Origin of the sequence: Daejeonella sp. (assembly GCF_046590655.1) — a bacterium.
Classification (GTDB): Bacteria; Bacteroidota; Bacteroidia; order Sphingobacteriales; family Sphingobacteriaceae; genus Daejeonella.
Window position 1 is genome coordinate 15,470 of sequence record NZ_JBKJUM010000091.1, and the last position, 12,602, is coordinate 28,071.

13 protein-coding genes are annotated in these 12,602 nt (G+C 40.4%); 6 read left to right on the plus strand and 7 right to left on the minus strand.

The window, feature by feature from the left end:
• The first annotated feature begins 186 nt into the window (after window positions 1–186).
• Window positions 187–594 carry an alternative ribosome rescue aminoacyl-tRNA hydrolase ArfB gene (arfB, locus tag ACLL8Z_RS08735; RefSeq protein ID WP_411274422.1) on the plus strand — a complete coding sequence of 136 codons (408 nt, stop codon included), beginning with the start codon at window positions 187–189 and terminating at the stop codon, window positions 592–594.
• A gap of 6 nt (window positions 595–600) precedes the next feature.
• Here arfB and ACLL8Z_RS08740 read toward each other — a convergent pair whose 3' ends face one another.
• The 3 genes from ACLL8Z_RS08740 to lon form a co-directional block, all read right to left on the minus strand.
• On the minus strand, window positions 601–1,560 hold the full coding sequence (locus ACLL8Z_RS08740) for a lipid A deacylase LpxR family protein (protein WP_411274390.1): 960 nt from the start codon (window positions 1,558–1,560) through the stop codon (window positions 601–603).
• Between the two features lie 19 nt (window positions 1,561–1,579).
• On the minus strand, window positions 1,580–1,831 hold the full coding sequence (locus ACLL8Z_RS08745; RefSeq protein WP_411274391.1) for a hypothetical protein: 252 nt from the start codon (window positions 1,829–1,831) through the stop codon (window positions 1,580–1,582).
• Between the two features lie 63 nt (window positions 1,832–1,894).
• Window positions 1,895–4,372: an endopeptidase La gene (gene lon / locus ACLL8Z_RS08750; protein ID WP_411274392.1), complete on the minus strand. Its 2,478-nt coding sequence runs from the start codon at window positions 4,370–4,372 to the stop codon at window positions 1,895–1,897.
• 272 nt (window positions 4,373–4,644) lie between these two features.
• Between lon and ACLL8Z_RS08755 the strand changes: the two genes are divergently transcribed.
• Window positions 4,645–5,259 (plus strand): tetratricopeptide repeat protein, encoded by a 615-nt coding sequence (locus tag ACLL8Z_RS08755; RefSeq protein ID WP_411274393.1) that lies wholly within the window; start codon window positions 4,645–4,647, stop codon window positions 5,257–5,259.
• A 491-nt stretch (window positions 5,260–5,750) separates the two neighbouring features.
• Here the strand turns inward: ACLL8Z_RS08755 and ACLL8Z_RS08760 are convergent, their stop codons facing one another.
• Genes ACLL8Z_RS08760 through gpmI form a run of 3 tightly spaced genes read right to left on the minus strand, consistent with a single transcriptional unit; the run spans window position 5,751 to window position 8,349 of the window.
• On the minus strand, window positions 5,751–6,272 hold the full coding sequence (locus ACLL8Z_RS08760; protein WP_411274394.1) for a CAP domain-containing protein: 522 nt from the start codon (window positions 6,270–6,272) through the stop codon (window positions 5,751–5,753).
• A 35-nt stretch (window positions 6,273–6,307) separates the two neighbouring features.
• On the minus strand, window positions 6,308–6,826 hold the full coding sequence (locus ACLL8Z_RS08765) for a hypothetical protein (protein WP_411274395.1): 519 nt from the start codon (window positions 6,824–6,826) through the stop codon (window positions 6,308–6,310).
• The gene (gpmI, locus tag ACLL8Z_RS08770) at window positions 6,826–8,349 is read right to left on the minus strand and encodes a 2,3-bisphosphoglycerate-independent phosphoglycerate mutase (protein WP_411274396.1); all 1,524 of its coding nucleotides are present in this window, start codon (window positions 8,347–8,349) and stop codon (window positions 6,826–6,828) included. The genes ACLL8Z_RS08765 and gpmI overlap by 1 nt, the downstream gene beginning before the upstream one ends.
• Window positions 8,350–8,429: 80 nt before the next feature.
• Between gpmI and ACLL8Z_RS08775 the strand changes: the two genes are divergently transcribed.
• Genes ACLL8Z_RS08775 through ACLL8Z_RS08790 form a run of 4 tightly spaced genes read left to right on the plus strand, consistent with a single transcriptional unit; the run spans window position 8,430 to window position 11,275 of the window.
• Window positions 8,430–8,840: a DUF4783 domain-containing protein gene (locus ACLL8Z_RS08775; RefSeq protein WP_411274397.1), complete on the plus strand. Its 411-nt coding sequence runs from the start codon at window positions 8,430–8,432 to the stop codon at window positions 8,838–8,840.
• A gap of 34 nt (window positions 8,841–8,874) precedes the next feature.
• A complete protein-coding gene (gene nadC / locus ACLL8Z_RS08780; RefSeq protein ID WP_411274398.1) occupies window positions 8,875–9,732 on the plus strand; it encodes a carboxylating nicotinate-nucleotide diphosphorylase in 858 nt (285 codons plus the stop codon).
• Between the two features lie 52 nt (window positions 9,733–9,784).
• The gene (gene plsY, locus ACLL8Z_RS08785) at window positions 9,785–10,426 is read left to right on the plus strand and encodes a glycerol-3-phosphate 1-O-acyltransferase PlsY (protein ID WP_411274399.1); all 642 of its coding nucleotides are present in this window, start codon (window positions 9,785–9,787) and stop codon (window positions 10,424–10,426) included.
• A gap of 27 nt (window positions 10,427–10,453) precedes the next feature.
• Window positions 10,454–11,275: a M48 family metallopeptidase gene (locus tag ACLL8Z_RS08790; RefSeq protein WP_411274400.1), complete on the plus strand. Its 822-nt coding sequence runs from the start codon at window positions 10,454–10,456 to the stop codon at window positions 11,273–11,275.
• A gap of 31 nt (window positions 11,276–11,306) precedes the next feature.
• Here the strand turns inward: ACLL8Z_RS08790 and ACLL8Z_RS08795 are convergent, their stop codons facing one another.
• Window positions 11,307–12,581, minus strand: a complete 1,275-nt coding sequence (locus ACLL8Z_RS08795; protein ID WP_411274401.1) for an anthranilate synthase component I family protein — start codon at window positions 12,579–12,581, stop codon at window positions 11,307–11,309.
• Window positions 12,582–12,602: the final 21 nt, after the last annotated feature.

The window sequence follows — 12,602 nt, forward strand, 5'->3', positions numbered from 1 at the left end:
TAATTATTTTTTAATGAGAACAAGAACGATGAGCAAGGAATAAAGAGCAAAGAACAAGGACTTGAAATTCATCGTGAATCAGGATGAGTGGCCCTTCAATATGATCAATACCCGTGTCTTGAGAGCCAAATCCATCTTTATTCCTTGCTCTTTGTTCTTTGCTCTTTCAAAATATTACTTTTGAAAATGATTTTTTCTAAAGCAGCCCTCTTGAGGGAAGTGACATTTAAAACATCGCGCAGCGGCGGAAAAGGAGGACAGAACGTTAACAAGGTTTCTAGTAAAGTAGAACTTAACATAAACATCAAAATTTCAGCTCTATTTACTGAGGAGCAAAAAGAAATCATCACCCGAAAGCTTTCAAATAGGATAAATTCTGATGGTGTTTTACAGGTAATAACTGAAGAGGAAAGGAGTCAACTAAGAAATAAGGAGAGGGGGCTGGAAAAGTTGGTAATTCTACTGAATAACGCTCTCCACTTGCCGAAATTACGCAGCGCAACTAAGCCGGGTAAAAGTGTTATTGAAAAGCGGTTAAAGCATAAACAAGCAACAGCACTTAAAAAGATTAATAGGCGGAGGGATTGGGAATAATTTTAATTAGTTAAACCTATAATATAAGGCTGCCGAACCATATTGGTGAGGTTTAGCCAAACTTTTGACTTCCCTGGATTTAAATATTAATGAGAAATCAGCCGTCCAGCGCTTTTTAGCATAGATAAAACCGGCTTGCTGACTAAATACTAAAGGCTTCGCATCAAACACCACAGGGCCTTTGTCATCTCGAAATAATCCTCCCTGAATAGTGGCATCATATGCTATATATTGTAATAAAGGCTTAGCATAAAAGAAAATCTCACGCTCGATAAGGTCTTTTGACTTGCTATTATTTGAGACTCTACTTTCCGTAATTGCAGAATTGAAGAGCGGATTAATATTGCCCGTCCGGAACATAAGCCCGGCGCCAGCGCCGGCATATGTATTACCTAAATTTAAATATAAATCGAGGCCCACGTCCAATCGATCCGACGCGCTTCTGAAAAGAATGTTTTTGTAAGCAATGGTAGTATTGATTGCAAATTCATCGTTTACCTGCGATTCCCAGCCTTTAATTTCGTAAAATCCCACAATGCTGTGCAGCAGCTCCTGGGTTTCTTTACCTTTTGCATCGGGGCCGACAGTTCCAGCCTGTAGACTAATTTTCAAGGAGTTTTCAGAATTGAAAAGTAGATTGACGCCGCCTCCGGCGTACAGATAAGCCGCAAATGGCCGGTCAACAAAGGAAATATCAGAAATGTTACCTGATTGTGGATTATACATTCTTTGTCCGGCTTCCGCTTCCCAGATTATCTTGTTAAACCTCTTGTTCAGCTTGCTCTGATCAATCGCACGTCTGTAATAGATGAACAATCCATTTGTATAATATCTATCCTGACCATATGCCAGATATGCATCATTATCAGTTCTGAATCCGAATTCATTTTTGAACTCTGCCTGTTGGGCAAGACTTATATTAGGTATTAGAACTAGTAAAAACAGAAAAAATTTAGATAGTCGCATTAAACGTGCAAAAAAAAGGTCAAAAGTCGCAAAGATTACTCTGATAGGTTTCCACCCTTCCATTTTCGTATACAACTTTAATAATTCTGTCTTTATCAAGTGAATACATGGGTCCGGACTGATCACTAAAAATTTTGTACTTTATTTCGTCTGTACCGACCTCTGTTATTCTGGCTTCAATAATTTCTCCACCTTTCTTGTAAATTTTATCTTGAGATTGCGCAGCAGCGGCAAGGCCCAATAATATCAACAATAGGTAAGTATTCTTCATGATTTAATTTTTAAATGCAACGAAAGGTAGAAATAAAGATTAAAAAAAGAATGCGAATTTAGCTTAGTTCAAAACGGGAAGGACGGGTTCCCTATAAGTCAGATTGATTGCGTCTTTGACTTTATCTTTAATCAGTGCAAGCTCAATTACTTCTTTCATTTCCGAAACGTAATGAAAATTAAGATCTTTGATATATGCCTCTTTTATTTCAAGTATATCTTTCTGATTTGACTTACAAAGGATGATATCTTTAATATTTGCCCGTTTTGCTGCCAGGATTTTCTCTTTAATACCTCCTACTGGAAGAACCTTTCCGCGCAGGGTTATTTCGCCCGTCATTGCAAGGTGGGATTTTACACGCCGCTGGGTAAATGCAGATGTTAATGCTGTTAACATTGTTATACCAGCAGATGGACCGTCTTTTGGCGTAGCACCAGCAGGCACGTGAACATGAACATCCCACTGATCAAACAAACGGTGATCAATACCAAATTTAGAAGCGTGAGCTCGCAGGTAAGCCATCGCAATCGTTGCTGATTCCTTCATCACTTCACCTAGATTACCCGTCAGCGACAGCTTTCCTTTACCGGGGCTTATGCTCGCTTCAATAAATAGGATGTCGCCTCCAACTTGTGTCCAGGCGAGGCCTGTAACTACGCCAGCAACATTATTGTTTTCGTATAGGTCTTTATCATACAGAGGAGGCCCGAGAATTTTTTCGACGTCGGCTTTAGTTATAGCAGGACTATATTCAACTTCCATTGCGATTTTAGTGGCAATTCCCCTTACCAATGAGCCCACTTTTTTCTCCAATCCACGCACACCTGATTCGCGTGTATAATCTTCGATAACCTTTTCGATGACCAGTGACTTGAGGGAGATGTTGTTAGGCTTTAGCCCGTGCTGCTCCCTTTGTTTAGGAAGTAAATGCTGTTTAGCAATCTCGATCTTCTCTTCAATAGTATAGCCATTAACCTCAATAATTTCCATCCTATCTAACAAGGCAGGCTGAATACTGCTCAAAGAATTTGCTGTGGCAATAAACATCACATTGGAAAGATCATAATCCACTTCAACATAATGATCATAGAAAGCATTATTTTGTTCAGGGTCCAGAACTTCAAGAAGGGCAGAAGATGGATCTCCGCGATAATCGTTTCCAACTTTATCAATCTCATCCAAAACAAATACAGGATTAGATGTACCAGCTTTTTTAATGGATTGAATAATTCGGCCGGGCATAGCGCCGATATAAGTTTTTCGATGGCCCCTGATCTCGGCCTCATCACGAATGCCGCCCAAAGCCATGCGAACATATTTTCTTCCCAGGGCTTTTGCAATAGATTTACCCAACGAAGTCTTCCCAACTCCCGGAGGACCTACGAGACATAAAATCGGGGCTTTCATATTGTGCTTCAATTTAAGCACTGCCAAGTATTCTATAATACGTTGTTTAACTTTTTCAAGTCCGTAATGGTCCTTTTCAAGGACCTTTTCTGCTCTTTTGAGATCAAAATTATCCTTTGTAAATTCATTCCAAGGAAGGTCAAGGAGAACCTCCAGGTAATTTATTTGTATAGAATAGTCAGCGGCGGCAGGGTTCATACGCGCCAGCTTTTCTATTTCTTTGGCAAAATGTCCGGCGGTTTCCTTTGGCCATTTCTTTTTCGCTCCCCTGGCCTTTAGATTCTCAACTTCAAGATCCGGTGAATTTCCACCTAGTTCTTCCTGAATGGTCTTCAACTGTTGATTTAGGAAATAGTCGCGCTGTTGTTTGTCCAGGTCAACCCTCACTTTTGATTGAATCTGATTCTTTAACTCCTGCATCTGCAGCTCTACGGTTAAATGCCCTAGAACCATCTTTGCTCTTTCTCTTAGATTAGCCACTTCGAGCATCTCCTGCTTTGCAGCAACATCTGCATTCATGTTCGATGATATAAAATTGATCAGGAATGAGGCGCTTTCAATGTTTTTTATAGCAATGCCTGCCTCGCTTGGAATGTTCGGCGACAACTGTATGATCTGCATTGCCATTTCCTTGATAGAAGCCATCAAGGCTTTAAATTCTTTATCAGGCTTTGGCCTTAGCTCCTCAAACTTTTTTATGGAAGCTTTTATGTAAGGGTCGCTTTGAACCTCTTCGTTTAAGCGAAAGCGCTGTTTTCCCTGGATTATTACTGTGGTGTTACCATCGGGCATTTGCAGCATCTTAATAATAAGAGCAACGGTACCAACCTCATTTAGCTGATCAAAAGTAGGATCTTCTATCCCGACGTCCCGTTGTGAAACTACACCAATGATCCGATCACTTCTATAGGCATCTTTAATAAGTTTTATTGATTTGTCTCTTCCAACAGTGATGGGAATAACAACACCGGGAAATAGAACTGTATTACGTAATGGCAGGATAGACAATATGTCCGGTGTTTCTTCATTATTCATTTCCTCCTCGTCCTCCTGGGACATTAAAGGAAAGAATTCTGTATCTTCATTTATTAAAGGTAATGTTCGGTTAAAATCAAAGTTGTCGTAATTACTCATCTATAATTTGGAAAACGTCATAATGACAGTAAAGTTATCTGATCACAGTTAAAAAAGCTGGAATTGATAAAAGTGCAAGTGATGTGCCAATTCACCGGATGCATGAATTTAGTCAGATTTAAATTAATATACAGACAAAAATTCTGAACTGCACTGTAACGCCCTGACGCAATAAGAACGTTTTTTTTTCTTGTATTTACTAAAAGTAGTACATTTAAAAATAAATCATCCTGCACACCGTTATTTGAACGAGATAAATTTCCGCAATCCACATGAGATCGTATACACTTCTATTATTTTTAGTTTTATTTGTTAGTACCGTGTTTGCTCAGAACCCTAATTATAAGATGGGGGAGAGAGCACTAATAAACGGTGACTTTAAAGGTGCAGTTTCCAGTCTTGAAAAGGCTCTCGCAGTTGATACGAATGATGTTAATACTTTATACATGCTTGGTTATTCGTATTACCACGCAGGTAACTATAACAAAGCAGTCACTACGTTCAACCGTGTGGTTTCGCTCAAACCCGGAGAAAATAGTGCCTATTACTATCGTGGAAAGGCCCGTAATATCATGGCAACTGACACCAAGGGTTTATCTAACCCAGATCGTGAAAAGTTGCTTCTTTTGTCGATAAGGGATTTTAGTAAGGCAATAGATCTTAGTCCGGATGACGTTAAATTATATCAGAACAGGGCTGTTGCTTACCGTGATTATGGTGTTTTGAAAGGCCAGAAAATTCCAAATTTTTACGACAAGACGAGAGCTGTAAATGCGTTCAAAGCATGTATTAACGACTTTGAAAAGGTTCTGAGTTTGACACCCGGTCGTAAGGATATTACAAATCAATTGGCGGATGCCATAGCCTATATGAAGAATTTAAATTAATAATTTAGGATACACTATATAGAGGCCAATTTTTATTAGGAGCCTTGATTTAATAAAATTCTACGCTATATAAAGCATTTGTTAAAATCGGTACGCAAATTCGAAAACCTTCATATTACCTGCTGGCTTCTGAAAGATACCTTCTGGGTTTTGGATTTGAAAACGCTTGGTATGGTCATGGTTGTTCCTACAGTCTTACTGGCCTTTTACCTTACCTATAGATTGAAATCCGTGCCTTCTGAACTTTATCACAATCTGGCAGTTTGTTCCTGGATTTTGGCAAACTCTGTTTGGATGATCGGCGAATTCTTTTTTGACGACACTCTTAGACCGTATTCTATTTTCTTTTTTTCAGTCGGTTTATTGACTCTAGCTATATTTTACATTTTTATCAGGCCCAGGGATCTGAGGTCGGAGGTCTGAGGTCGGAGGTCTGAGGTCTGAAGTCAGATAAGGTACGCTAGCTCAGACCTCTGACTTCAGACCTCCGATCAATCCCTCGCTACTCTCATTCCAAAATCCTGGACCCAATATCGATTAATTTCTGCAACGCCAACTTCTCTGAAGGTTTTGCTCATTATATTTTTGCAATGCCCTTCACTGTTTAGCCAACTTTTCAGAACCTCATCAATAGATCTCTGGCCAACGGCAATATTTTCACCGAAAGCATATGTTCGCATTCGTGTAAGGGTATAACCGGCATCCTCGAGTCTATTTTTTATGGTTTTGCCCGACAAACTTGTATGTGCAAAATATCGACGTCTGAACATATCCTGGGCATGAGCAGAAGCAGATCGTTCAAGATTGCCATTCCAATTCAGCGGTTCAACAGGGGGCATATAGGTTCTGCCACATCTGCATCCAGATTTACGAACATTATTTATTTTTGATAGCAACTCCTTTTGAAATTTATTTAATTGTTCAGAGTTCCCCGGATGGAACTTCGGAGCTATATATGACAAAATCGCCAATAGAGAAATAATAAAAGTGAAGTGCATATTCGTGAATGGCATTATAACGCCTGGGAAATCCTATTATTGGATTATATTTAAAAAACGCCGAAGATTTTGTAATTATTTTTCCCCAGAAGAATCACATCCTGCTTTTTTATAATCCGGTAAATTGAATCGGGGATATATAGTAACTCTTCTGATGAACTATAAAGGTAATTGCTGGTTCGGTTTACAACCATAAGTTCAGTTAATTTGCCAGATTTATTTTTCTTGATGACTATTGAGCGGGTTCGTAGTTTATTGTCCAGCGCATTATAAGATACGTTACTGCCATCAAAATTTACGCTGTAGCTATCAATCCAGGCGGGTTTATTGATATCTGATTCGGAAAAAAGGGCTAGCTCGATATTCCAGTCAGGAGAAAGGTTTTTCCGGCTTTCAGGCACGCCATTTTTACTCACGGTTTTGTCAATAGTAGCCTTTTGTTTTTCAAGACGTTTGACCTCCTGGCTGACGTACCCTTTTATGTCCAGAAATCTCCTTTTACGCACTTGCTCTGCGCCTCCGCAGGATGCGAGTATCAGAAAAGCGACGGCCAGCTTTTTGAAAACCATTAAGAAACTAGAATCTGACCAGACATAATTTCCGGTATCGGTACATTCATTAATGTTAGAATGCTGGGGGCAATATCACCAAGTTTCCCATCTGCAATATGGTGGAAATCCGTGTCAATCAGGATACAAGGAACCAGATTAGTAGTATGGGCTGTGTTTGGGGATCCATCCTCATTAATCATAAAATCAGCATTACCATGATCAGCCAGGATGATGAAAGAATAACCGTTTGCAATTCCACATTCAACTACAGATTTAAGACATTGATCCACTGTTTCAATAGCCTTTGTCACCGCACTAAATATACCGGTATGTCCAACCATGTCAGGATTTGCAAAGTTAAGACAAACGAAATCGGGGGCGTTCGTCTCGATCTCCTGGCATATGGCTGACCCCACCTCCCTGGCGCTCATTTCGGGCATAAGATCATATGTTGCTACCTTCGGAGACTGTATCAAAATTCGTTTTTCGCCATTGAAAACAGTTTCTCTTCCGCCAGAGAAAAAGAAGGTGACATGAGGATACTTCTCGGTCTCTGCAATCCTCACCTGAGTCTTTGAATTGAATTCAAGCACTTCTCCAAGGGTGTTCTTCAGATCGTCCTTTGTGAAAACAACTTTTACGTTGCTGAAAGTATCATCGTAGCTTGTCATTGTAACATAATAGAGAGGTAAGGGTTCCATATTGTATTCCGGAAAGGCCTTTTGGGTTAGCGCAGTAGTTATTTCCCGTCCTCTGTCGGTACGGAAATTGAAGCAAATTACTACATCTCCCGGCTCTATCTTACCCACTGGCAGCCCGTCATTGTCAATTTTAACTATCGGTTCAATAAACTCATCGGTGATACCTTGGTCGTATGAGCGTTGTATGCTTTCTGAAATGTCCTGGGTTAAATTTCCTACTCCATGGACAAGCAGGTCAAATGCGAGCTTCACTCTTTCCCAGCGATTATCTCTGTCCATTGCATAGTATCTCCCGATTGCTGATGCGATAACACCACCTGATTTTTGAAGATGATTTTCAAGTTCCAGGATAAACGGAAGACCTGAATTTGGATCAGTATCGCGGCCATCCATAAATGGATGCACAAATATATTCTTTATATTATTTTGCTTTGCCGCATCGCACAAACCTTTGAGATGATTGATATGGGAGTGAACACCTCCATCAGAAAGGAGACCGATGAAGTGTAAATTTTTGCTGGAATCCCGTGCATAATCAAACGCCGATTTTAAGACCGGGTGATTTACCAACTCATTCTCATGCACTGCTTTATTAATTCGGCCCAGGTCCTGGTACACTACACGGCCGGCTCCAAGGTTCATGTGCCCAACTTCAGAATTACCCATCTGACCGGCGGGTAAACCAACCGCTTCGCCGGATGCTTCCAGCTTCGAATTGGGATATGAATTTATTAAATGATCATAAAATGGTGTTTTCGCAGCAGATACTGCATCAGACTTATCGTGCTTTCCTAAACCCCAGCCGTCCAAAATCAGGAGTATTGTTTTTTTATTTTCCACATGCAAATATACATCTGCACTTCAAAATATTGCATATTATTTCCGTTATGGCATAATTTTAGTATCAACTACGAAAGATCATGAGGACAAGACTTCTACATATTTTTCTTCCCCTTTTATTTGCTATTTCGCCGGCAAGTGCGCAACAGGTTGACGTCATTGATCTATTGGCAAAATATTTTAATACTGCGGATGCTCCAAAGATTGCCTCTCTGTTTTCGTCGACTTTAGAGTTAGACATTCTTTCAGAGGAAAATCTCTATTCGAAAGCACAAGCGGAACTCATCATGAGGGATTTTTTCTCGAAAAATAAGCCTGTTTCATTAAAGATCATCCACCGTTTAAGTTCAAACCCCAGTTATAAGCTCGCAGTTTTTCTTGTGTCAACTTCCAAAGACAAATTCCGGGTTTCCATTTCACTCAGCGGTAATGATGAGGCATTTCTGATCAAACAAATTAGAATAGAACACGACAGACTGCAGCAATTCTAATAAGTATTTCTATTTTTGAATTCAAGCAATTTAAATGGATAAGAATATTGTAGCGCTGCATACATTTATCCGCCAAGCCCTTAATGAAGACCTGGGCGACGGAGACCATACTTCGAATTGTACTATTCCCCCGGGTTATAAAGGGCGGGCAAAATTACTTATTAAAGATACTGGCATTTTAGCCGGTGTTTCAATTGCCCGGGAAATCTTCTTGATTGTAGACCCTGCCTTAACAATGGAAATATTCATGGAGGACGGCCAGGTTGTACAACATGGCGACGTAGCATTTCACGTAAATGGGAGTGTGCACTCCATTTTACTTGCTGAGCGCCTGGTCCTAAATATAATGCAGCGAATGAGCGGTATTGCGACCACAACAAATAAAGTAGTAAAGTTGCTGGAAGGCACGGGAACGAAAGTGTTGGATACCCGTAAGACAACACCGGGACTTCGCTATCTCGAAAAACTAGCCGTGAAAATAGGAGGGGGAGTAAATCATAGGTTTGGCTTGTATGATATGGTACTAATCAAGGACAACCATGTTGACTATGCAGGAGGTATTGCAAAAGCTATCGAAGCTGCAAAATCTTATCTGAAAAAGAAAAATCTTGATATTCCGATAGAAATAGAGGTGCGAAATCTGAGCGAATTAATTCAGGCTATTAACAGCGGCGGTGTGGACAGAATATTATTGGATAATTTTACATTTGAAAAATTGGAAGAAGCGGTTGCATTAATCAAAGGGAGATTTATTACAGAAGCGTCTGGGGGAATAACATTGGATAATGTTCTTGAATACGCCCGATGCGGGGTTGATTTTGTATCAATGGGAGCGCTAACCCATTCTGTTAAAAGCCTAGATATGAGTTTAAAGGCTATTCAGACCAACTAAATAAAATTTTCTTAACTGATACACCTTAACGAATTAGTATTATTGTACCTGAATGATATCAATATACTCGGTCTCCGCATTATTGTTAGCGTATTTGTTTGGATCAATACCGACAGCAGTTTGGATAGGTCAGGCATTCTACGGTATAGATGTGCGGGAATATGGAAGCGGGAATGCCGGAGCAACAAATACGTTCCGCGTATTAGGTAAGAAAGCAGGCCTGGCAGTAATGCTTCTCGACATTCTCAAGGGTTACACTGCTACGAACCTCGCCTATCTCATCGGATTGTCTGTTACCGGGCCACAAAATTCTGTGCAGTTTGTAAACTATCAACTGGCCCTCGGTATTACTGCGGTCATGGGACATTTATTTCCGGTCTTCGCCGGATTTCGGGGAGGCAAGGGTATCGCAACATTATTTGGAATGATATTAGCAGTACAATCGGAAGCAGCGATGCTTTGCGTTCTTACCTTTGTTGTTGTATTGTTGGTAACTAAATATGTATCACTAAGTTCCATCCTTGCCGGATTCAGTTTTCCGTTAAGTGTAATATTTATTTTCCAGTCACCAATACGTTCGGTAGTGCTATATGGTATGAGTATTTGCGTACTAATCCTTGTAACACATCAAAAAAATATTGAGCGTCTTTTGAAGGGTAAAGAATCTAAAGTAAATCTGTTTAAAAAGAAATAGAATTATCCAACTTAATAAAACAGAATTATGAAAAGATTAAAATTACTCGGCGCAGTAGCCATAAGCACTGTGCTACTGTCCTGTTCACAAGTTCCGCTAACTGGCAGAAGCCAGCTCAGTCTTGTGAATGATGAAACCCTTCAACAGCAAGCTTCAGAAGCTTACCAGCAATTCCTTTCTGATCGCTCTACAAGAGTAATCTCTTCTGGAGCGAACGCGCAGCGCGTGAAAACTGTTGGCAATAAACTTGCTGGAGCAATCAATCGTTATATGCAGGCGAATGGTTACGGTGATAAATATAATTACAATTATCAGTTCACTTTAGTAGACAGTAAAGATATTAACGCCTGGTGTATGCCCGGTGGTAAGGTGGCCGTCTATTCAGGTATATTGCCAGTTACACAAAACGACGCAGGACTTGCAACAGTCATGGGTCATGAAATTGCCCACGCAATTGCTCAGCATGCCGCAGAACGTTATTCTCAGATGACTCTCGCACAGGGCGGAGGTGCATTGGTAGGAGCAGCAGTAGGCGGAAGATCTCAGGGTACCCAACAGGTTATCGGACAACTTTACGGTTTGGGAGGTCAGCTGGCGATGCTTAAATATTCGCGGAATCAGGAAAGTGAAGCAGATAGATTAGGCCTTATTTTCATGGCCATGGCTGGGTACAATCCTGATAGCGCTATTTCTTTCTGGCAACGCATGGCAGCCGCAAAACAAGGTGGTGGAGCACCACCGGAATTCTTAAGCTCCCACCCGAGCGATGCAAGCAGAATAGAAGCCATACAAGCATTACTTCCTGAAGCAAGGCAGTTTTACAAAGGTGGACGAACCACAGCAAACTAGCAATAAAGAAACCCGGCCCGACCGGGTTTTTTTATTCTCTTAAAACTTCTATTATTGCTTCTGCCTTCAGTAAGGATTCATCATATTCAAGTGCGGGGTCAGAGTCGAAAGTTATTGCTCCTCCGGTATGGAAGGATAAATATTTATTTTCATTATTATAAAGCAGAGTTCTGATTATTACATTGAAATCAAAATCCCCGTTTGGTCCGAAGTATCCTACAGCTCCCGAATAGACTCCTCTTTTACTTCTTTCATAATGTTCGGCTAATATCATAGCGCTTATTTTAGGAGCGCCTGTCATAGAACCCATAGGGAAGGTATTTGCGATGATCTGGGTATTAGACAGTCCTTCCTTTCTTTCGCAAACAACAGTCGAGATCAGCTGATGGACTTGCTTGAAACTATATAGACCAAACAGCTCCTCGACCTTAACGGTCCCCGGCTTCGCGCTTTTAGTAAGATCATTTCTTACCAGATCCACTATCATTACATTTTCTGCTAATTCTTTTTCGTCGGCTTGTAAGTTCTTTTTCTGCTCCTCATCTTTCTGTACATCGGAATTGCGTGCTGAAGTGCCTTTGATAGGTTGCGAAATCAGCTTTTGTCCTTTTCGGCTTAAGAATCGCTCCGGAGTTGCAGAAATAATATAATGCTGGTCGAGCTTCAGATAGCTCGAAAACGGGGTAGGAGAGATTTTATTCAGCCTTAAAAACGTGTTGAGGGGATCAATCTCTGCATCGTCAGAATAAAACTCCTGACAAAAATTTATCTCATAGATATCTCCCCGCTGGATGTGTCCCTTTATTTCAGTAACTGTTTGCTCGTATTCAGTTCTGGTGAAGCGGGAACTTATATTAACGGGGCGACTAACAGTTGGAATTGGTATCATGTAATTACTAATAATTTCCCAGGTTCCTTCTGGATTAGTACCATGGATCTGCACTTCATCCCCTTTGATAAGTATCGTGTTCTCGGGTATGAAAAAATAGAGGTCGGGGAAGTTCAGTTTGTCTGGATTATTCGATTCTAAACTCTCAAGCTCATTTTTTAAGTCATACGATAAGTATCCCGGGATATAGCCTGTATGATCTTTTAGAAAATCTTCCAGTTGTTTGAACGCGTTTCCTGCCGCGAGAGTTAATTTTTCGCTTGCTCCAGCGGCTATGAAAATATCAAAAACGGAATAAGGATCGTCGTGATGGTTAGAATCAAAATAACAAACATCTTTAAAAGTGTTTGCCCAAAGAAGTGCTTTTACTTTAAAAGTATCCAGATCAGAAGTGATAAAAACTTGAGGTACAGGCACTATATAAAGTATAATTTTATC